General features: G+C 65.0%; 17 protein-coding genes and 1 pseudogene. 5 read left to right on the top strand and 13 right to left on the bottom strand.

Annotated elements, in window-relative coordinates:
• Positions 1-28 precede the first annotated feature (28 nt).
• From MTX23_RS11885 to ltnD, 6 genes and pseudogenes are all read right to left on the bottom strand, one after another.
• Positions 29-1,231, bottom strand: coding sequence for an efflux RND transporter periplasmic adaptor subunit (locus tag MTX23_RS11885; RefSeq protein ID WP_280976820.1), 1,203 nt, complete (start codon positions 1,229-1,231; stop codon positions 29-31).
• Positions 1,218-4,397, bottom strand: coding sequence for an efflux RND transporter permease subunit (locus MTX23_RS11880; RefSeq protein WP_280976819.1), 3,180 nt, complete (start codon positions 4,395-4,397; stop codon positions 1,218-1,220). Before MTX23_RS11880 ends, MTX23_RS11885 begins: the two co-directional genes overlap by 14 nt.
• A 399-nt stretch (positions 4,398-4,796) precedes the next feature.
• A pseudogene (locus MTX23_RS11875) lies at positions 4,797-6,425 on the bottom strand (methyl-accepting chemotaxis protein).
• A 228-nt stretch (positions 6,426-6,653) separates the two neighbouring features.
• Entirely contained in the window at positions 6,654-7,943 is a 1,290-nt protein-coding gene (otnK, locus tag MTX23_RS11870) for a 3-oxo-tetronate kinase (RefSeq protein WP_280976817.1), read from the bottom strand.
• Complete coding sequence (gene otnI, locus MTX23_RS11865) at positions 7,940-8,722, bottom strand: 2-oxo-tetronate isomerase (protein ID WP_280976816.1); 783 nt, start codon at positions 8,720-8,722, stop codon at positions 7,940-7,942. Before otnI ends, otnK begins: the two co-directional genes overlap by 4 nt.
• Positions 8,723-8,734: 12 nt before the next feature.
• Entirely contained in the window at positions 8,735-9,646 is a 912-nt protein-coding gene (gene ltnD / locus MTX23_RS11860; protein ID WP_280976814.1) for an L-threonate dehydrogenase, read from the bottom strand.
• Positions 9,647-9,754: 108 nt separating this feature from the next.
• On the opposite strand from ltnD, the gene MTX23_RS11855 reads away from it, so the two are divergent.
• Positions 9,755-10,411, top strand: coding sequence for an aldolase (locus MTX23_RS11855; protein WP_280976813.1), 657 nt, complete (start codon positions 9,755-9,757; stop codon positions 10,409-10,411).
• A 172-nt stretch (positions 10,412-10,583) separates the two neighbouring features.
• Here the strand turns inward: MTX23_RS11855 and MTX23_RS11850 are convergent, their stop codons facing one another.
• The 6 genes from MTX23_RS11850 to MTX23_RS11825 form a co-directional block, all read right to left on the bottom strand.
• Positions 10,584-11,288: an ABC transporter ATP-binding protein gene (locus MTX23_RS11850; protein WP_280976812.1), complete on the bottom strand. Its 705-nt coding sequence runs from the start codon at positions 11,286-11,288 to the stop codon at positions 10,584-10,586.
• A complete protein-coding gene (locus tag MTX23_RS11845) occupies positions 11,272-12,003 on the bottom strand; it encodes an ABC transporter ATP-binding protein (RefSeq protein WP_280976811.1) in 732 nt (243 codons plus the stop codon). The genes MTX23_RS11850 and MTX23_RS11845 overlap by 17 nt, the downstream gene beginning before the upstream one ends.
• A complete protein-coding gene (locus MTX23_RS11840) occupies positions 12,000-12,977 on the bottom strand; it encodes a branched-chain amino acid ABC transporter permease (RefSeq protein ID WP_280976810.1) in 978 nt (325 codons plus the stop codon). Before MTX23_RS11840 ends, MTX23_RS11845 begins: the two co-directional genes overlap by 4 nt.
• Positions 12,977-13,810 carry a branched-chain amino acid ABC transporter permease gene (locus tag MTX23_RS11835; protein ID WP_280978053.1) on the bottom strand — a complete coding sequence of 278 codons (834 nt, stop codon included), beginning with the start codon at positions 13,808-13,810 and terminating at the stop codon, positions 12,977-12,979. Before MTX23_RS11835 ends, MTX23_RS11840 begins: the two co-directional genes overlap by 1 nt.
• Positions 13,811-14,032: 222 nt before the next feature.
• Positions 14,033-15,280 (bottom strand): ABC transporter substrate-binding protein, encoded by a 1,248-nt coding sequence (locus MTX23_RS11830; protein WP_280976809.1) that lies wholly within the window; start codon positions 15,278-15,280, stop codon positions 14,033-14,035.
• A gap of 87 nt (positions 15,281-15,367) precedes the next feature.
• The gene (locus MTX23_RS11825; protein WP_280976808.1) at positions 15,368-16,183 is read right to left on the bottom strand and encodes a putative hydro-lyase; all 816 of its coding nucleotides are present in this window, start codon (positions 16,181-16,183) and stop codon (positions 15,368-15,370) included.
• A gap of 120 nt (positions 16,184-16,303) precedes the next feature.
• Between MTX23_RS11825 and MTX23_RS11820 the strand changes: the two genes are divergently transcribed.
• Genes MTX23_RS11820 through MTX23_RS11810 form a run of 3 tightly spaced genes read left to right on the top strand, consistent with a single transcriptional unit; the run spans position 16,304 to position 19,444 of the window.
• Positions 16,304-17,236: a LysR family transcriptional regulator gene (locus tag MTX23_RS11820; RefSeq protein WP_280978051.1), complete on the top strand. Its 933-nt coding sequence runs from the start codon at positions 16,304-16,306 to the stop codon at positions 17,234-17,236.
• A gap of 14 nt (positions 17,237-17,250) precedes the next feature.
• Positions 17,251-18,501 (top strand): Zn-dependent hydrolase, encoded by a 1,251-nt coding sequence (locus tag MTX23_RS11815; protein WP_280976807.1) that lies wholly within the window; start codon positions 17,251-17,253, stop codon positions 18,499-18,501.
• Positions 18,502-18,532: 31 nt separating this feature from the next.
• Positions 18,533-19,444, top strand: a complete 912-nt coding sequence (locus MTX23_RS11810) for an NAD(P)-dependent oxidoreductase (protein WP_280976806.1) — start codon at positions 18,533-18,535, stop codon at positions 19,442-19,444.
• Between the two features lie 99 nt (positions 19,445-19,543).
• On the opposite strand, the gene MTX23_RS11805 is transcribed toward MTX23_RS11810, so the two are convergent.
• Positions 19,544-20,617 (bottom strand): tartrate dehydrogenase, encoded by a 1,074-nt coding sequence (locus tag MTX23_RS11805; RefSeq protein WP_280976805.1) that lies wholly within the window; start codon positions 20,615-20,617, stop codon positions 19,544-19,546.
• A 168-nt stretch (positions 20,618-20,785) separates the two neighbouring features.
• Between MTX23_RS11805 and MTX23_RS11800 the strand changes: the two genes are divergently transcribed.
• Positions 20,786-21,562, top strand: coding sequence for an SDR family oxidoreductase (locus tag MTX23_RS11800; RefSeq protein ID WP_280976804.1), 777 nt, complete (start codon positions 20,786-20,788; stop codon positions 21,560-21,562).
• The last annotated feature ends 63 nt before the right edge of the window (positions 21,563-21,625 follow it).

The raw sequence follows: 21,625 nt of genomic DNA, 5'->3' as shown, positions 1-21,625 counted from the left end.
CGAAGAGGAAGCAGCTCGCGTCCTCTGCTTACCCCTTCACGTCCTGCTTTTCGGAGGCCGTCGTCGGCTTGCCCTTGGTACCGACGCCGACCACCCGCACCTGCTCGCCGTCGTTGAGGCCATCCGGCGGAGCGGTGATGACGCGGTCGTCGGGCGCAAGGCCCGAGGCCAGCTCGATCTCCTTGCCGAGGTCGCGCCCGATCTTCACCGTCTTGAACACCACCTTGTCGTCCGGGCCCACGGTCGCGACCCGCAGCCCGCTGGCGTTGAAGATCAGCGCGCTGGCGGGGATGCTGAGCGGCGTGGCATCGCGATGCAGGTTGAGCTTCACGCTGGCGTAGCCGCCCGGCATCAGTTCGCCCTTGGGATTTTCCAGCCCGAGCTGCATTCGCGTCGTGCCGGAGGCAACGTCGACTGCCTGCGACGAGGCCTCGACCGTCGCCTCGAACGTCCGGTTCGGATATTCCGGCAGCGAGATCGTGGCCTTGGCGCCGAGCTTGATCGCCGGTACGTAGTTCTGCGGCACGTTGACGTAGACGCGCAGCTTGCTGATGTCGGAGATCGTGAACATCGCAGGGCCGGTGCCGCCGCCGGCGTTGATCAGCGCGCCGACGTCGGTATCGCGCGACGTGACCACGCCGTCGAACGGCGCCGTGATCTTCTTGTAGCCGGCGAGCGCTTCCAGCCGCTCGACATTGGCCTGACCGGCCTTGACCGCGGCATTCTTGTTGGAGAGGTCGGCGGTGCGCTCGTCGATCTCCTGCGCGGAGACGAAGTTCGACGCCACCAGCGTCTTGCGCCGGCTCAGCGTGGCCTCCGAGAGCCTGGCGCTGGCCTGTGCGCTGGCGAGGTCGGCGCGCGCCTGCAGCAATTGCTGGTCGAGGTCGGGAGCCTCGATCTCGGCGATCACCTGGCCGGCCTTGACCCGCGCACCGATGTCCGCGTTCCAGCTCTTGAGGTATCCCGAAACCCGCGCGAAGATCGGCGCACGGTAATAGGCCTCCAGCCGTCCCGGCAGATCGATGGTCGGGCTCAAGGCCTTGGCATTGGGCAGCGCCACGGCAACGGTCGGAATGGCCTGGTCGTCGGTCCATTGCTTCAGCCGCGTGTCCTTCTCCTCGCGGGCCCGGATACCGGTGCCGACGATCAGTCCCGCGCCGATCAGTGCGACCACGCCGAATATGCCCAGTTTCCGGTGAGAGACCGGCGGGTGCTGTTCAGTGGGCGGCATGCGGGATCTCCGACGGGGCGGCGGCTTTGGCGCCTTGTTTCTTGTGTACCATACTGAATACCACGGGAACAAACATCAGGGTCGCGAACGTCGCGAAGATCAGGCCGCCGATCACGGCCCGGCCGAGGGGCGCGTTCTGCTCGCCGCCCTCACCCAGCCCCAGCGCCATCGGCGTCATGCCGATGATCATGGCGAGCGCCGTCATCAGCACCGGGCGGAACCGGACGAAGCCGGCCTCCAGCGCCGCCGCAACGGGATCGCCGAGCTCCTCGTAGCGTTCGCGGGCGAAGCTGATCACCAGCACGCTGTTGGCGGTCGCCACGCCCATGCACATGATGGCACCGGTCAGCGCCGGCACCGACAGCGTCGTCTGGGTCGTGAACAGCATCCACACGATGCCGGCGAGTGCGGCGGGCAGCGCCGTGATGATCACGAACGGGTCCGACCAGGACTGGAAGTTCACGACGATCAAGAGGTAGATAAGCACCACGGCGCCGAGCAGACCGAACAACAGGCCGGTGAAGGCGCTGTTCATGGTCTGCACCTGGCCGAGCAGCACCACGGACGAGCCCTTCGGCACCTCCTTGGCGGTATCGGCAATCAGCTTGCGCACGTCGGTTGCGACTCCGCCGAGGTCGCGGCCCTGCGTCGTCGCGTAGATCTGCACCAGCGACTGGATGTCGTATTGCGACACCACCGCGCTCGAGGTCGAGCGCTTGATGTCGGCGATGCCGCCGAGGATCGGCGCCTGCGTGTTGCCCGTCGCCGTGATCGGCAAGGTCTGCAGCGCGCTCAGCGAGTCGATCTGGTATTGCGGCGTCTGCATCACGATCGAATAGGACACGCCGTTGTCCCGATTGAGATAGTAGGTCGGCGCGACCTGCGACGAGCCGGCGAGGTTGACGACGAGGGCGTTGGTGACGTCACGCTCGGTCAGGCCGACATATTGCGCGCGGGTGCGGTCGACATCGATGTTGAAGGTCGGGCTGTTCGGCGACTGCTGGATGCGCGCGTCCGCAATGCCGGGGATGCGGCGGATCTTGGCAAGCAGCTTGTTGGCATAGGCGAAGTTGGCTTCGAGATTGGCACCGCGGATCTGCAGGTCGATCGGTGCCGGCGCGCCGAAGTTCAGGATCTGGCTGACGATGTCGGCCGGCAGGAATGCGAAGCTGGTGCCCGGGAACAGCCGCGGCAACTGCTCGCGCAGCGTCTGCACGTGTTCCGCGGTCGGCTTGTGACCTTCCTTCAGCTTGATCTGGATGTCGCCGTCCTGCGGACCGATCACGCCGGTGTTGTTGTAGGTCATGTTGATGCCGGAAATCGGCATGCCGATGTTGTCTGTCAGGGTCTCGATCTCGCCGGGGACCAGCTTGCGGATCGCCTTCTGGATATCGGCGAGCTGATTGGCGGTCTCCTCGACGCGGGTGCCGACCTGGGTGCGGACATGCATCAGGATGTTGCCGGCGTCGACCGACGGGAAGAAGTTGCGTCCCAGGAACGGCACCAGAAGGAAGGACGCGGCGACGATCGCCAGAAACCCGGTGACGAACACCGCGCGGTGGCCGAGCGCCATTGCGAGCAGGCCACGATAGCCGCCGCGGATGCGCTCGAACCGCGCCTCGAAGCCACGCTGGAACCAGACCAAAGGATTGCGCGACGTCGGCGGTTCGCCTTCGTGATGCACATGCGCCTGCAACAGGTAGTTCGCCATGGTCGGCACCAGCGTGCGCGACAGGATGAACGACCAGATCATCGCGAACATCACCGCTTCAGCCATCGGCACGAACAGGAAGCGCGCGACGCCGGTCAGGAAGAACATCGGCACGAACACGATGCAGATGCAGAGCAGCGAGACGAAGGCCGGCGTCACGATCTGATTGGCGCCGTCGAGGATCGACTGCTGGACCGGCTTGCCCTGCTCCAGATGGTAATTGATGTTCTCGATCGTCACCGTGGCGTCGTCGACGAGGATGCCGACCGCAAGCGCCAGGCCGCCGAGCGTCATGATGTTCAGCGTCTCGCCGATCGCCGACAGCATGATGATGGCGCCGAGCACCGACAGCGGGATCGACACCGCGATGATGATCGTGGAGCGCCAGCTGCCCAGGAACAGCAGGATCATGACGCTGGTGAGCAACGCGGCGATCACGCCCTCGAAGGCGACGCCCTCGATTGCGCCGCGGACGAACAACGACTGGTCGCCGATGAAGCCGATCTTGAGCGCGTCGGGCATCTGGTCCTTGACCTCGATCACCTTCTGCTTGATGCCCGAGATGATATCGAGCGTCGAGGTCGCGCCGGCCTTCAGCACCATCATCAGCACCGAACGGTTGCCGTTGACGTGCACGATATTGGTCTGCGGCGGGTTGCCGTCACGCACGGTGGCGACGTCGCGGATGAAGACCATCGCGCCGTTGACGGTCTTGATCGGCAGGTCGCCGAGCTCCTCGAGCTTGAGCGGCGAGTTGTTCAGGTTGATGGTGTATTCGAACTCGCCGATCTTCTGGGTGCCGACCGGCGTGATCAGGTTCTGGGCGGCGAGTGCGTTGGCGACGTCTTGCCCCGACAGGCCGCGCGCCTGCAGCGCCGTCGAATTGAGGTCGATCTGGATCTGGCGCTGCTTGCCGCCGAACGGATACGGGATCGCCGCGCCGGGCACCGTGACCAGCGGCGTACGCAACTGGTTGATGCCGATATCGGCGAGGTTCTGCTCGGTCAGGCCCTCACCGGACAGCGCGACCTGGATGATCGGGACCGTCGAGGCGCTGTAGTTCAGGATCAAGGGCGGCGTCGCACCGGGCGGCATCTGCTTGAGCAGGGTCTGCGAGATCGCGGTGACCTGCGCATTGGCCGTGCGGATGTCGACGTTGGGCTGGAAGAAGATCTTGATGATGCCGACGCCGTTATAGGAATTGGCGACGATATGCTCGATGTCGTTGACGGTCGTCGTCAGCGCACGCTGGAACGGTGTCGTGATACGACCGGACATCTGGTCCGGCGGCAGACCAGTGTACTGCCAGACCACGCCGATCACGGGAATGCGGATATCAGGGAGGATGTCGGTCGGCGTGCGCAGCGCCGCCAGCGGTCCGATGATCAGCAGCAGGACCGCGAGCACGACGAACGTATATGGCCGGCTCAGCGCGATACGGACCAGTGCGATCATAGAAAGCGTATTCCCGAAATTCTCGAAGGAGCCTGCCCATGCAAAGGAATCGGCGCTGGAAAAAGGCCGTTGTGCACAGGCCGATTTACCCGAACGACCGTGAAACGCCAACCCGTCGCGGGCCGGCCGCCTTCACTTCCTTGGCATAGCGCGTGAGCGAGCCCACCACGACGCCTCCCGCGCGAGCAAGTTATCGCCCAAAAAGAGACTGACCTGCTCTGAAAATCGGCACCGCAACGACATTGTTTTGACCCCACGAAGCCGATGCATCGCAGGTCTGCGAAATTGTCAAACGTGGTGCGCAGATCCGACGCGCCACGTTCTGTTGCAGCTCGTCAATGCGGGTTCCGGCCGCCGCTCGGGGACGATGCCTTTGCGGCCGCTTGATACGCAAGCGCCTCAGGCGGCGCAGACCGCGTTCAGGAATCGGCCGACCTCGAGCTTGAGACGGTTGCTGTCACCCGACAGCGTCTGCGCCGCCGACAGCACCTGGCTCGAGGCCGAGCCGGTTTCGGTCGCGCCGTGCTACACGTCGGTGATGTTGGCCGAGACCTGCTGGGTGCCCTGCGCCGCCTGCTGCACGTTGCGGGAAATCTCCTGCGTCGCGGCGCCCTGCTCTTCGACCGCGGCCGCGATCGTGGACGAAATCTCCGACAGGCGCTCGATGGTCGAAGAGATATCCTTGATGGCGCCGACCGACTCCTGCGTCGCGGCCTGGATGCCGGAAATCTGCTGGCTGATCTCGCCGGTCGCCTTCGCGGTCTGCTCGGCCAGCGCCTTGACCTCGGAGGCCACGACCGCAAAGCCACGGCCCGCTTCGCCGGCGCGTGCCGCCTCGATGGTGGCGTTCAGCGCGAGCAGGTTGGTCTGGCCGGCAATGGTGTCGATGAGCTCGACCACGTCGCCGATCCGCGCGGCCGCCTTCGACAGCTCGCTGACGCGATCATTGGTGGTGCGCGCTTGACCGACGGCGTCAGTGGCCATCCGCGCCGACTCCTGCACCTGGCGGCTGATTTCGGTCACCGACGACGACAGCTCTTCGGTCGCAGAAGCCACAGACTGCACGTTGGCGGACGCTTCTTCAGAGGCCTCGGCGACCGCGGTGGTCAGTTCCTGCGAACGCGTGGCCGTCGCCGACAGCGTGCCGGCCGAGGCCTCGAGCTGGGTCGAGGCCGACGACACGGTCTGCACGATCTCGCCGATCATCTGTTCGAAGTTGCGGGTGATGGCGTCGACCCGGCGGCCGCGCTCGATCTTGGCTTCAGCGTCCGCCGCGGCGGTCTCGTCGGCGGCCTTCTTGGCGATCAGGGCTTCCTTGAACACCTGCAACGTATCGGCCATCGTGCCGATCTCGGTCTTCTCGCCCTGATGGGGAACGACCAAGGTCAGGTCACCGCGTCCGAGCGCCTGCATCGGCGCGACGATCGAGGCGATGCCAGCCGAGACGTCACGAACCAGGTAGAAACTGACGCCGACGCCGATCAGGACGGGGACGCCGAGAATGACCGCAAGCACGATGAAGGCCGAATTGTAATTGTCGGCAGCATCCTGTGCAGCCTTGTCGGCGCCGGCGTTGTTGAGTGCGATGTCCTTGCGCAGGATCTCATCGGCCTCGAGGCCGATATTGTTCACGACCTTGGTGTTGAGCTGATGCGCTTCTTGCGGAAGCTTGCCAGCTTCCTTGCGCGACAAGGCCAGCACGTCCTCGGTCCCCTTCTGGTACCTGTCCCAGGCCTCGGACCACTGCTTGTAGAGCGCCTGCTCCTCCGCCGAAGCGATCATCGGCTCGTAGCTCGCCCGCACCTTGCCGTTGGCCTCGACTACGCCGGCGAGCGTCTTCTCGGCCGCCAGCTTCTCTTCAAGAGTCTCTGCGAGCATGTGCTCGCGGATCACGTTGCGGTAGGTGATGACGCCGGCGCGCAGCTCGCCAAGGACGCGCACGCTCGGCAGCCAGTTGGTGGTGATGTCGACCGTATTGGCGTTGATCACCTGCATATCCCTGACGGCAAGCAGCCCCATCCCCGCCATCGCGACAAGCAGGAACGCCACCACGGAAATGATCTTGGCGGATCGAGAGTTTGGTGGACGTCGTGATGTCTCTGGCTGGTGGGCGCGGCCTGGCGGCAATCAAACGGCGACGCGACGGGACGCCACAGGCATCAAAGCCTGCGCCGTTCCTTCGGTTGGGTTAATTTGAAACTCTGTTGAACTACGCACCCGCGAATTGCCGCCCGTGACGGCATGCGCGAGGCGCGCTCAGCGCATCAGGGCGAGCGCGTCCGAGAAGAATTCCGGTCCGCCGAAATTGCCCGATTTCAGGGCAAGCAGCATGTCGCCGCTGTTGATTCCGACGGCACGCAAGACCGGAACGCCGGCGGCGATTTCCGCACCGACGAGGAAGCCGGGGATGCGCAGGCGATCGACCACGGCGCCTGACGTTTCACCACCGGCCACCACCAGCCGGCGTACGCCCGCCCGCACCAGGCCTTCGGCGATGTCGGCCATCGCCTGCTCGATGGCATGTCCGGCTGCATCGCGGCCATGACGGGATTGGAGAGCTGCGACCTCGTCGGGGGTCACGCTGCTCGCGATCAGGATCGGGCCGTCGCCGATCCGATCCTTTGCCCAGGCCAGCGCGCGCTGCGCCTCGTCCTTGCCGGTGACCACCCGCTCGGGATCCAGATGCAGCACCGGCATCACCTTCTCGGCGTTCGCGATCTGCTGCAGGGTCGCCTGCGAACAACTGCCGGCGAGACAGGCCGCCGGCCCGCCGACTGCAGCATCGGGCATCGCGCTCGAGGCATCCGGTTTCACTGTCCCGGCCGCGACCAGCGCCCGCGCCAATCCGAGGCCGATGCCGGAGGCGCCGACCGAGACGCGATGGTCGAGCGCCACCTGCCCGATCGCTTCGAGGTCGCGGTCGAACACCGCGTCGACGATCGCAGCGCCAATGCCCCTGGCTGCGAGCTCGGCGAGCTTGGCCCTGACGGCATCGACGCCACGGGTCAGCGTCGCGAGATCGACCAATCCCACCTTCGTCCTGCTCTGGCGCGCCAGCACCCGCACCAGGTTGGAATCGTGCATCGGATTGAGCGGGTGGTCCTTCAGCGGACTCTCGTTCAGCGGCACCGAGCCGACGAACAGATTGCCCTGATAGACGGTGCGGCCGGTCTCCGGAAACGCCGGCGTCACCAGCACGATTGTATCGCCGGAATCGGCGCACAGCGCGTCCATCACCGGACCGATATTGCCGGCGTCGGTGGAATCGAAGGTCGAGCAGACCTTGAACAAAATATGAGCAGCGCCGCGGCCGCGCAGCCATGTCTCCGCCGCGCGCGAGCGCGATACTGCGAGATCAGCCTCGATGGAGCGGCTCTTCAGCGACACCACGACGGCATCGACCTCGGGCAGCGCGAGATCGCCAGCGGGCACGCCGATGGTCTGCACGGTGCGCAGACCGGCGCGGGTCAGCGTGTTGGCGAGGTCGGAGGCGCCGGTATAGTCGTCGGCGATGCAGCCAAGAGACAGTTTCGCTGCTGGTGTCACGGCTTCACTCCGGCGTAGGGCTTGAACCAGGCGAGACCGTCCGTGGTCTTGCCGCGCGGATTGTATTCGCAGCCGACGAAGCCGTCATAGCCGAGCCGGTCGAGCTCGCCGAACAGGAACGGATAGTTCAGCTCCTCTCCGTCGGGCTCGTTGCGCGAGGGGATCGATGCGATCTGGATGTGGCCGATAATTGGCATCATCTCGCGCAGCCGCATCGTCACGTCGCCATGGATGATCTGGCAGTGATAGATGTCGAATTGCAGCTTGAGGTTTGGAATCTTCAACTCGTTGACCAGGTCGCGCGCGAAGGTGAAGTCGTTGAGGAAGTAGCCGGGCACATTGCGCGGATTGATCGGCTCGATCACGACGTCGAGGCCATGCGGCGCGAAGAACTCCGCGGCGTAAGCGACGGATTTGTAAAAGGCTTCCACCGCGCGCCGGTCTCCACGGTCTGCGATGCCTGCCATCAGATGCAGCCGCTTCACCCCGGTCGCCTGCGCATAGGGCAGCGCGGTTGTCAGGCTCTGTTGCAGGTCGGCGAAGCGATCCGGCAGCGCGGCGAAGCCCTTCTCGCCGGCGTTCCAGTCGCCCGGCGGCAGATTGAACAGCGCCTGCGTCAGGCCGGCCGCCTTCAGCCGCTTGCCGACCTCCTCGGCCGGATGATCGTAGGGAAACAGGAACTCGACCGCGGTGAAGCCCGCTTTCGCCGCCGCCTCGAAGCGGTCGAGAAACGGGACTTCGTTGAACATCATGGAGAGATTGGCGGCAAAGCGGGGCATCTGGAGATCCTCTTATTTCTCGCCGGGCAGTTTGGTACCGGTGACCTGCGCATACATCCGCGCCACTGACGCATCGTCGTCACGGCCCATGCCGGCCGCCGCCGTCATCAGGAACATCTGCAGCGCCGCGGCCGAGACCGGCACCGGGAAGCGCGCATTGCGCGCCATGTCCTGGATGATGCCGAGGTCCTTGACGAAAATCTCCACCGCGCTGCGCGGCGTGTAGTCGCCCTCGAGCACGTGCGGCATGCGGTTCTCGAACATCCAGGAATTGCCCGCGGAGGCCGTGATCACCTCGTAGACTTTCCGGATATCGAGGCCCTGCTTGGCCGCGAACGCGATCGCCTCCGAGGCGGCGGCGATATGCACGCCGGCGAGCAGCTGGTTGATCATCTTGAAGGCGGCGCCCTGCCCTGCGGCATCGCCGAGCTCGTAGAGCTTCGCCGCCATCGCATCCAGCGCCGGCCGCGCTTTTGCAAATGCCGCAGCGCTGCCCGACGCAAGGATGGTCAGCTCGCCCTGCGCCGCGCGCTGGGCGCCGCCGGAGATCGGCGCGTCCAGATAGTGCCGGCCGCTCGCCTCGAGCTGCTTGGCGAGGCGCCGCGCGATATCGGGGTCCATGGTGGCCGACGACACGAACACCGCGTCCTTGGGCAGCGTCTCGGCCACGCCGCCGGCGCCGAACAGGATAGCCTCGGTCTGCGCCGCGTTGACGACGACGCTGACCGCGATATCAGCATCCTTCGCGGCCTCGGCCGGCGTCTTGGCGCCCTTGCCGCCGTCGGCAACGAACCGCCCGACCGCCTCCGCCGAAACGTCGCAGCCGGTGACGTCAAAGCCGGCGCGCTTGAGCGAGGTCGCCATGCCGAAACCCATCGAACCGAGCCCGATGACGGCAACGCGCGGTGTGGCGGAACTGGACATGCGGCGATCCCTCGAAACGTTATTGGCGGGTTTAGCTGTCTGCCTATCACGGCTTGGCCGCGCTGCCAAAGCATGAGACAAAGTGACAACAGGGGAGGCTTGCGCGTCATGAACGAAACAAAGCTTCGTGAGGATATCTGCCGCTTCGGCCGCTCGCTGTTCGAGCGCGGGCTGACGCCGGGCTCCTCGGGCAATATCAGCGTCCGGCTCGATGACGGCGGCTGGCTGGTGACGCCGACCAACGCCTCGCTCGGCTTCCTCGATCCGGCAAGGATGTCCCGGCTCGCGGCCGACGGCCGGCTGGTCTCCGGCGACGCCCCAACCAAGGAAGTGCCGCTGCACACCGCGCTGTACCAGACCCGCTCCGCTGCGCGGGCCGTGGTGCACCTGCACTCCACCCACTCGGTCGCGCTCTCGATGCTGCCCGAAATCGACCCGCGCGCCGCGCTGCCGCCGATGACGGCCTACTACGTGATGAAGTGCGGCCAGACCGCGCTGGTGCCGTACTATCGCCCCGGCGATCCCGCGGTTGCCGACGCGATCAAGGGGCTGGCCGGGAAATATTCATCCGTGCTGCTCGCCAATCACGGTCCAGTGGTTTCGGGCGACACGCTGGAAGCCGCGGTGTTCGCGACTGAAGAGCTGGAGGAAACCGCCAAGCTCTATCTGCTGCTGCGCAGGCTCAATCCGCGGTACCTGTCGTCGGAGCAGGTGGCGGATCTGACGAAGGTGTTCGGGCTGACGCTGCCGGAACACTGGCACTAGCTCGTAGCCCGGACGCCGCTCACCACACGCACCGGCGTCATCCTGTGAGGCGCGCGCCCCTTCGGCGTGCCTCGAAGGATGGCCGCGGGCGTTTGCAGCTCATCCTTCGAGGGTCGCTCCGCTCGCACCTCCAGGATGACGGCTGGGTGGGTGCGTGGAAATATCCTGCTGATTACAGCCCCAAATACGCCTTGCGCACGTCGGGATTGGTGCTGATCTCCGCGGCCGCGCCCTGCATCAGCACGCGGCCGGTTTGCAGGATGTAGGCGCGGTCAGCGATCTCCAGGCACTCGGCCATGCGCTGCTCGACGATCAGTACCGTCATGCCGGCGTCGCGGATGCGCTTCACGGCCTGGAAGATCTCGTCGACCAGCTTCGGCATGATGCCCTGCGACGGCTCGTCGAGCATCAATAGCCGCGGCCGCGTCATCAGCGCGCGGCCGATCGCCAGCATCTGCTGCTCGCCGCCCGACAGCGTCTCGGCGCGCTGATCGAGCCGTTCCGAGAGCCGCGGAAACAGCTTGAAGACCAGATCGAGCGGCTCGTCGCGATTGGCCTGGCTGCGATAGAGATAGCTGCCGAGGCGCAGATTGTCGCGCACCGAAAGCCGCGGAAACAGCCGGCGGTTTTCCGGCACGAAGGCGATGCCGCCGGCGGTGATGACGTGCTGCGGCTTGCCATCGATTCGGTTGCCGTCGAAGGTCACGGTCCCCGAGCGCGGGCGCTCGGCGCCGGCGATCGATTTCAGGAGCGTCGACTTGCCCGCGCCGTTGGCGCCAGCGACGCAGACGATCTCGCCCTTGGCGACGTCGATCGACACCGAGGAGATCGCAACCAGGCCCTGATAGGCGGTGGTGACTTCACGCACCGACAGCATGACGATCCCCGAGATAGGCAGTGATGACTTTGGGATTGCGGACGACCTCAGTGGGCTTGCCTTCGATCAGCACCTTGCCGAGATCGAGCACGATGGCGCGGTCGACCAGCGGCATCACGATCTCCATGACGTGCTCGACCATCAGCACCGTGATACCGGTGGCGCGCACCTTGCGGACCAGCTCGACGCCGGTCTGCGCCTCGACCGGCGTCAGCCCGGTGAGGACTTCGTCGAGCAGCAAGAGCTTCGGCTCGGTTGCGAGCGCGCGCGCAACCTCGAGTCGACGCTTCTCCGACGGCACCAGGTCGCTGGCCAGCACATCGGCGCGCGCGGCAAGGCCGCAGAACTCCAGCACCTCGTAGGCCTTCTTCCGCGCCACCCGCATCACCGTGTTGCGGATCAGCGCGCCGACAATGACGTTGTCGATAACAGTCATGGTCTCGAAGCTCTTCACCACCTGGAAAGTGCGTCCGATGCCGCGCTGGCAGCGTTCCGCCGCGCGCAGCCGGGTGACGTCCTCGCCGTCGAAGATGATCGAGCCTTGCGTCGGCGGCAGCACGCCCGCGATCAGGTTGAACAGTGTCGACTTGCCGGCGCCGTTCGGACCAATCAGGCCGACGATCTCACCGCGGCCGACCGAGATCGAGACGTCGCTGTTGGCGACAAGGCCGCCGAAACGCTGCCAGACGCCGCGGGTTTCAAGAAGCGTCGTCATCGCGCGGCCCCCTTGCGCAGGGAGAACACACTCACCAGCCCCCGCGGCAGCGCCAGCGAGATCAGGACGATCAGGGTGCCGTAGACGATCAGGTCGACGCCGCGCCCCGAACCGCCGACGAACGACCGCGTCAACTCGGTGAGCGGGATCAGGATGACGGCACCCAGCATCGGCCCCCACAACGTGCCGATGCCCCCGAGCACCGCAGGCAACGCCATCAGCAGCGAGAACTGGAAGCCCATCACGCTTTCGGGGTCGATATAGGAGACGAACTGGGCGTAGAAGCTGCCGCCGACCGCGACCAGGAAGGCGGACACCGCCGCTGCGCCCATCTTGGAATTGAACACGACCACGCCCAAGCTCTCAGCAGCATCCGGATTGTCCTTCACCGCACGCCACCAATAGCCCCATTTGGAGTCTTCCAGCCACCAGGTGACGAACCAGGCGATGCAGGCCAGCGCCAGCGCGAAATAGAAGTACGGCAGCTTGGAACGGGTGAACTGGAATTTCAGCCAACTGTCGCCGCGCACCGGGATGTCGATGCCGAGCGCGGCACCCGCCCAATCCCAGTTCTGGATCAACAGCAGCGCGATCTCGGCGATCACGATGGTCGCGATCACGAAGTAATGGCCGCGCAGGCGGAAGCAGGGATAGCCGAGCGCCATCGCGATCACCGCGGAGATCGCACCGCCCGCCAGCATGCCGAACCACGGCAGCACGCCGAACTTGGTGAACAGCAGCGCCGTGGTGTAGGCGCCGAGCCCGAAATAGAGCGCGTGGCCGAGCGAGATCTGCCCGCAATAGCCGGACAAGATGTTCCAGCTCTGCGACAGCGCCGCGTACATCAGGGTCAGAACCATGATGTTCTGGACGTAGACGTCCTTGACGAACAGCGGCACCAGCGCGGCGATCATGGCCAGGCAACCGGCCATGATCAGGTCACGCCTGCGGCGTTGGGCGAAGTGCTTGTCCATCACATCGATCCGAACAGGCCGCGCGGCCGGATGAAGACGATCAGGAGGTAGACGGCATAGATCCCGACCGATTTCAGCGACGGCGGCAGGATCAGCGCAGTGGTCGCTTCCACCAGGCCGACAATGATGCCGCCGGCAAAGGCGCCGAACACGCTGCCGAAGCCGCCAAGCGCCACCGTGACATAGGCGATCAGGGCGAAGGACGCGCCGACATCGGGATAGACGTAGAAGAAGATCGCCATGATGGCGCCGGCGAGCCCGACCAGCGCGGCGCCAAGGCCCCAGCCCAGCGCGAACACCCTGTTCTTGTCGATGCCGACCAGCGCCACCGCGCCGGCGTCCTCGCGGGTCGCCTCGAGCGCGCGGCCGAAATCGGTGCGATGGATGAAGAAATAGAGCGCGACAAAGGCCGCAATCGAGACGAACGCGCCGACCAGTTGCGGCTCAGGCAGATAGATGCCGGCGACCGCCACCGTCTTGCCGCCGAGCCACGAGTGCGTGACGCTGCGATAGTCGGGCGTGAAGAAGAACTGCGCCAGACCGCGCATGACGATCGCAAGACCGAAGGTCGAGAAGATCTGCACCATGCCGGCATTGGCTTTGGCGCGCACGGCGAAGCGGACGACCAACAGATAGACCACCGCGCCGAACACGAACAGCGCCGCGGCGACCAGCGGCGCCGACAGCAAGGGATCGATCGCGAAGAACGCGAACAGGAAGAAGGTCGCGTACATCGCGATCATCAGGAACTCGCCGTGCGCGAAATTCACGACGTCCATCAATCCGAAGATCAATGCGAGCCCGGCGGCGATCAGTCCGTAGAGCAGCCCCATCAGCAGGCCGCTCGCCAGACTCTGGATGATGGTCTCGGCTGTCACCGTTGCGCCCCGATCAATGCACGGCTCCAGCGTCGTCCTGGCGAATGCCAGGACCCATAACCACAAATGCATCGAGAGGAGAGACAGCAACCAATCATCGCAAAACGCCTGCCTGGGGTAATGGGTCCCGGGTCGCGCTTCGCTTGCCCGGGACGACGAAGGAGAGTGGCCGACCGATCAGCTGTTCATCGGCCAGATCGCCTCGGAGACGGCGGCCTGTTCCGGGAAGATCGTGACGAAGTTCTTCGCGGCATATTGGAGCAGCACCGGATCGGCGAAGTTGTTCTGCCCCATCTCGTCGAACTTGACGCGCCGCCACGGCATGATGGTCTGCTCGCCCGGCATGTCGGTCGCGGCCAGCGCCTCGCGGATCTTCTCGCCGTCGGTCGACTTGGCGCGGTTGATCGCATCGGCCATCACGATCAGGCCCATGAACTGGCGCGACGAATAGTCATTGAAGTCCTTGCCGGACTTGGCGCGGTACATCTCGTTGATGAGCCCCACCATCGGACGCTTCTGCGCAAGGTCGAGCGAGAAGCTGCCGCGCGAGATCACGCCTTCGAGCTTGTCGCCGACCGCGTCGTACAACGCCTTTTCCGAGAAGCCGGCATCCTGCGCTACGATGTTCTTCGGCTTGTAGCCGAGCTCGGCCATAGTCTTGACCAGCAGGATCGCGTCGGTGGTGTAGCTCGACGGCATCAGCACGTCGGCATTCGCGGCCTTGAGCTGCTGCACCTCGGCGGTCAGCGACGGCGAGTTGGCGCGATACTTGATGTCAGTCACCACCTTGTAGCCGCGCTCGTTGGCGAGCTTGAGCTGCGCGTTGGACGAATCGGTGCCGAAAATCGTGTCCTCGTGGAACAGCGCCAGCGTCTCGATCTTCTGCCCCTTCTTCTTCATCGCGTCGAAGAAGTCGAACATCGCGGTCGAGAACATCTCGTCATGCGGCGCTGCGCGGAAATAATACTTCAGGCCGCGACGATGCAGGCTCGGCGAGGAGTTGTCGGCCGAGATGAACGGCACCTGGTAGCGTTCGCAGATCTGGCTGACGGTGACGGCGACCGCGCTCTGATAGGTGCCGATCACGGCGCAGACCTTGTCCTGCGTGATCAGGCGCTCGGCTTCGGCGCGGCCCTTCTGCGGATCAGCCTGATGGTCGGCGAACACGAGCCGCACCTTGGCCCCGCCGAGGCCGGGCAGGCCTTCGCCCTTGGCCAGCGGCAATGCGAAATCATAGTTCTTGTTGATGATGTCGGCCGCGGTCTCGAACGCACGCTGCGCGTCGACGCCGATCTGTGCGCTGGAGCCGGACAGCGGATAGATCACGCCGATCACCACTTCGCTGGTCTGCGCGCGTGCGGCCATCGGACCGAGCGCAGCGGCGGCAGTGGCACCGAGCAACACGTTACGGCGAGAGATCGTCATTCCCAATTCCCCTAGGTCAGTCTGTTTTTATCGATGAAGTGCTTGTAGCGCGCAGTAAAGCCTCAATGAATTGCACGAATTGCCTATTCAAAGCACAGCGAGCTGTTTGTTCCTGAGATCCGTGACAAGCATCAATCCGGGCGCGTGCGTGATTGCGAACGGCAGCTTCGCATTTGCGATCACCGCTTGCGGAGTCACACCGCAGGCCCAGAACACCGGGATCTCGTCGTCCGCGACCGGCACCGGATCGCCGTAGTCGGGTTTCGCGATGTCCTTGATGCCGATCGAGTGCGGGTGGCCGAGATGGACCGGCGCGCCATGCACCGAAGGAAAGCGCGAGGTAATCTGCACCGCGCGGATCGCGTCCGCCGGCTTGAACGGCCGCATCGACACCACCATCGGTCCCTGGAACGGCCCCGACGGACTGCACGCGATGTTGGTGCGGTACATTGGCACGCGCACATTGTGCTCGATGTGACGAATCGGCAGCCCCTCGTCCATCAAAGCCTCTTCGAACGAGAACGAGCAGCCGAGCACAAAGGCGACGAGATCGTCGCGCCAATATTGCATGATGTCGGTCGGCTCGTCGGCCACCTCGCCGTCGCGCCAGACCCGGTAGCGCGGCACATCGGTGCGGATGTCGAGATCGAGGCCGAGCGCGGGGATGCGGGGATCGCCGACATCGGACATACCGATGATCGGGCACGGCTTTGGATTGAGTTGGCAGAACCGGTGGAAGGCGCCGGCGAGCTCTTCCGGCAGGATGGCGAGATTGCCCTGGACGAAGCCCTTGGCGACGCCGGCGGTGGTGGAGGCCATGCCGTTGCGGCAGGCCTGGCGGGCCTCAACGCTCGGAAGCACCGCTTCCCCCTGAGATCGCTGCACTGCCGCAAAAACAGTCATGGGACCCTCCTGCCCATAATCTCGACAAGGACAAGCCAACACCAAGCGTGGTATAATGTCTAATCGTCCTTTCTAATCAAAATCGATAACTCTGATTTATCGATTGGAAAAATGCTTCCAGTGACCGACTTCCGCTCGATCGAAACCTTCCTCTGGGTCGTCAAGCTCGGCAGCTTCCGCGGCGCCGCCCAGCGGCTCAACACCACCCAGCCGGCGATCTCGCAACGTATCGCCCAGCTCGAGCGCGAGATGGGTGTCAAGCTGTTGAACCGCGACCATCGGGTGGCCTCGCCGACACCGAGCGGGCGGCAGATGATGATCTATGCCGAGAAGCTGATCGGGCTGCGTTCGGAGATGATGGCCGAGGTCGGCGACCGGTCGGCGATGCGCGGCGCGCTGCGGCTCGGTGTCGCGGAGACGATCGTGCACACCTGGCTGCCGCGGCTGGTCAAGAGCGTGAACGAGATCTACCCGAACCTGTCGCTGGAGATCGAGGTCGACATCACCCCCAATTTGACCGCGCGGCTGCTGGCACAGGAGATCGAACTCGCCTTCGTGCTCGGACCGGTCTCGGCTTCCGGCGCGCACAACCGCGTGCTCTGCGACTATCCGATCGGTTTCCTCGCGAGCCCTGCGCTCGGCCTCGGCGCCGGCCCGGTGGCGCGGCAGGATCTGGCGCGGTTTCCGATCATCACCTTTCCGCGCAAGACCCAGCCCTACGAGACCGTGCGCGCGCTGTTCAACGGACCCGATCTGCCGCCGATCCGCCTGCACGCCAGCACGTCGCTGGCGACCGTCATCCACATGGCCAATGAAGGTCTCGGCATCGCCGTCATTCCGTCGGCGATCGTCGAGAACGAGCTTGCCGACGGGCGGTTGCAGCTGCTCGATACCGACCTCAAGCTGCCGCCCCTCACCTTCACCGCAAGCTGGCTCGCCTCCCCCGATGCGGTGGCCATCGAGCGCGTCGCCAATCTCGCCGGGCAGATCGCACAGCCAAGCGTGGCGGTTGACGGGGCGACAGTGGCGCGTCATGAAAAAACGATCGCGTAAAGGGAAGAGCCGCAATGAGCCGAGCCGCCACCAACCTGCAGATCGATTCCGCCCGCCTCTGGGGCACCATCCACGAAACCGCGCAGTTCGGCGCCACCCCGAAAGGCGGCGTACGGCGGCTGACACTGAGCGCCGAGGACAAGCAGGTGCGCGACTGGTTTCGCAAGGCGTGCCAGGATGCCGGCCTCGAGGTGCATGTCGATGCGCTCGGCTCGATGTTCGGCCTGCGCAAGGGCCGCGACATGTCGAAGCCTCCGATCGGCGTCGGCTCGCATCTCGACACCCAGCCGACCGGCGGCAAGTATGACGGCGTGCTCGGCACGCTCGCCGCGCTCGAAATGGTGCGCACGCTCAACGATGCCGGGATCGAGACCGAGCTGCCGATCTGCATCTGCAACTGGACCAACGAGGAAGGCTCGCGGTTCGCGCCGGCGATGATGGCGTCCGCGGCCTATGTCGGCGACTTCACCACCGACGACATTTTGTCGCGTAAGGATGCCGACGGCATCACGGTGGCTCAGGCGCTCGACACCATCGGCTATCGCGGCGACAGCCCGGTCGGCCGCCAGAAGTTCACCAGCTTCGTCGAGCTGCATATCGAGCAGGGACCGATCCTTGAGGCCGAGAACAAGACCATCGGCGTGGTCGATTCCGGCCAGGGCGTGTTGTGGTACGATGGCAAGATCACCGGCTTCGAGAGCCATGCCGGCTCGACCCCGATGCCGCTGCGGCGCGATGCCCTGGCGACGCTGTCGGAGATCGTGCTGGCGATGGAAAGCATCGCCAAAAAGCACGGCCCGAATGCGGTCGGCACCATCGGCGAGGCCGTGATCGCAAAGCCCTCGCGCAATGTGATTCCGGGCGAAATCGCCTTCACGGTGGATTGCCGCAGCGCCGACGCCGCGATCATGGACGCACTGGATCGCGACCTGCGCGCGGCGGTGGCCGAGATCGCGACGCGCCGCAAGGTCGAGGTTCAGCTCGATCTGGTCTGGCGCAAGGCCCCGACGCATTTCGACCCGAAGCTGGTCGATGCGGTCGAGAATGCGGCAAAGCAGCTCGGCTACTCGCACCGCCGCATCACCTCCGGCGCCGGCCATGATGCCTGCAACCTCAACACGGCGATGCCGGCGGCAATGGTGTTCGTGCCCTGCAAGGACGGCATCAGCCACAACGAGCTGGAGGACGCGACGCAGGCCGACTGCGCCGCCGGTGCCAACGTATTGATGCACACCGTGCTGGCGCTCGCGGGCGTCGCATCCTGATCATCATCTTTCCCTTTGGACGGAGGCTTTCGTGCGCGGAGTGTTTGTCGACGCCAATGAAGCGCTCGCTGCGATCACGGAGCGGCTGGAGAAGCCGGGCGATCCCAAGGTGCGGATCAACCGCAATCCCGACATCAAGCCCGAGGATTACCCGGCAGTGCTCGACGGCGCGGAGATCGCGATCATCGACCACACCGCGCTGCCGACCGACATCGCCAAAAAATGCTCCGGGTTGAAGCACGTCGTGTTCCTCGGCACCGGCGCGCGCAGCTACATGAACCCGGAGGAGCTCGCCGAGCTCGGAATATCAGTGCATCTGATCAAGGGCTATGGCGACACCGCGGTCGCGGAATCCGCGATCGCGCTGATGTGGTCGTCGGCGCGTGTGATCGCGCAGATGGATCGCGAGATGCGCGCCGGCAACTGGCTGCGGGAGGACGGCATGCAGCTCACCGGCAAGACGCTCGGCCTGGTCGGCTTCGGCGGCATCGCCGCCGAGGTCGCCCGCATCGCGCTCGGCAGCGGCATGAAGGTGATCGCCTGGAACCGGTCGCCGAAGTCCCATCCGGGGGTCGAGTTCGTCGATCTCGACACAGTGCTGGCGCGGAGCGACGTGGTCTCGATCCATCTGCTCCTGAACGACGAGACCCGCGGCCTGATCACGCGCGAGAAGATCGCGAAGATGAAGAAAGGCGTGGTCCTGATCAACACCGCACGCGGCGCCATCGTCGACGAGCAGGCCATGATCGATGCGCTGAACTCGGGCCACATCCGCCACGCCGGCCTCGACGTCTATAACATCGAGCCGCTGCCGAAGGATCATCCGCTGACGAAGATTCCCAACGTGACGCTGTCGGCGCACTCCGCATTCCGCACGCCGGAAGCGAGCGAAAACCTGATCCATGCGGCGTGGGAGCATTGCCGAAGGATCGTGAAGTCATAGATCGTAGGGTGGGTTAGCCGAAGACGTAACCCACCGATTTCGTGACTGCGGGAAGAATGGGTGGGTTACGCTTCGCTAACCCACCCTACGCAGGCGATCTTAGTCCACCATCTCCGCGACCGCCTTGCCGCAAGCCGTCGTGTCGGCATTTCCGCCGAGGTCGCGGGTACGCAGCGTGCGTTCGCCGAGCGTGCGCTCGATCGCGCCGACGATCGCGTCCGCCGCCTGCTTCTCGCCGAGATGCTCCAGCATCATCGCGCCCGACCAGATCATGCCGATCGGGTTGGCGATGCCCTGCCCCGCGATATCGGGCGCCGAGCCGTGCACCGGCTCAAACACCGAGGGGAATTCGCCCTCCGGATTGATGTTGCCGGACGGCGCGATGCCGATCGTGCCGGTGCAGGCCGGGCCGAGGTCGGAGAGGATGTCCCCGAACAGGTTGGAGCCGACCACGACGTCGAACCAGTCCGGATGCAACACGAAGTTCGCGGTCAGGATATCGATGTGGTACTTGTCCCACTTCACGCCAGGATACTTCCTGGCCATCGCCTCCACGCGCTCGTCCCAATAGGGCATGGTGATGGAGATACCGTTCGATTTGGTCGCCGAGGTCAGATGCTTCTTCGGCCGCGACTGCGCCAGATCGAATGCGAACTTCAGGATGCGGTCGACGCCGGTGCGCGTCATCACCGTCTGCTGGGTCACGAATTCGCGGTCGGTATCCGGGAACATGCGGCCGCCGACGGAGGAGTACTCACCCTCGGTATTCTCGCGCACCACCCAGAAATCGATGTCGCCGGGCTTGCGGTTCGCCAGTGGCGACGGCACGCCGGGCATCAGCCGCACCGGGCGCAGGTTGACGTATTGATCGAACTCGCGGCGGAACTTGATCAGCGAGCCCCACAGCGAGATGTGATCCGAGATCTTGGCCGGCCAGCCCACCGCGCCGAAATAGATCGCGTCGTGCTTGCCGATCTTCTCCTTCCAGTCCGGCGGCATCATCTCGCCCTGCTTCTCGTAATAATCGTAGGAGGCGAAGTCGAAATGATCGAACTGCACGGCGACGCCGTGCTTCTTCGCCGCCGCCTCGATGACGCGCAGCCCCTCCGGCATCACTTCCTTGCCGATGCCGTCGCCGGGAATGACCGCAATCCGATACTGTTTCTTGCTCATCGAGAACACCCTTGTGATTTGCCCGGCCGGCAATGCCGCCTATCCTGATCGCCCTGCAATGGACCAAACTTCGCGTGAGCGCAACGCTGCAGTGCAATGTTGACCGCTGCGCGACCCTGCCCCTACGAATTCGCCGACATCCGTTCCTCATAGCAAGTGAGTCATCCCATGGATCTGCATCTGCGCGGCAAGCGTGTCCTGATCACCGGCGCCTCGAAGGGCATTGGCGCGGCCGCCGCCGAAGCCTTTGCCGAGGAAGGCGCCAATCTGCTTTTGGCCGCCCGCAATGGCGATCAGCTCAAGGCGCTCGCCGAACGGCTGCGCTCCGCGCACCAGATCGATGCGGCAACCAGCGTGGTCGATCTGCGCAAACCGGAGGATCGCGCCCGGCTGGCCAACGAGGCGGCCGACATCGACATCCTCGTCAACAACGCCGGCGATATCCCCGGCGGCTCGCTCGACAAGATCGACGAGGCGACCTGGCGTCACGCCTGGGAGTTGAAGGTGTTCGGCTATATCAACCTGACACGCGCAATCTATGCCCAGATGAAGGCGCGCGGCGGCGGGGTGATCGTCAACGATATCGGCGCGGCCGGCGAGAAGTTCGACGCCAACTACATCTGCGGCAGCGCCGGTAACGCCGCGCTGATGGCCTTCACCCGTGCGCTCGGCGGAAAAAGCCTCGCCGACAACATCCGCGTCGTCGGCATCAATCCGGGTCCAGTCGGCACCGATCGCCACGTCACGCTGCTCAAAACCCGCGCCAAGCACCAGCTCGGCGACGAGAATCGTTACAAGGAGTTCCAGACGGGCCTGCCGCTCGGCCGCCCCGCGCATGCGCGCGAGATCGGCGACCTCATGGCGTTCCTCGCCTCCGACCGCGCCGGCTATACGTCGGGCGTGATCTACACGGTGGATGGCGGGCTGACTGCAGGATGGGGTTAGGCACGTCCTTCTCCCCCGTCATTGCGAGGAACTCGCAACAAAATTGCAAAGCAATTTTGCGCT

The sequence above is a fragment of the Bradyrhizobium sp. ISRA436 genome (genome assembly GCF_029910015.1).
Taxonomy (GTDB): domain Bacteria; phylum Pseudomonadota; class Alphaproteobacteria; order Rhizobiales; family Xanthobacteraceae; genus Bradyrhizobium.
This window is presented reverse-complemented; position numbering and strand designations above follow the sequence as displayed.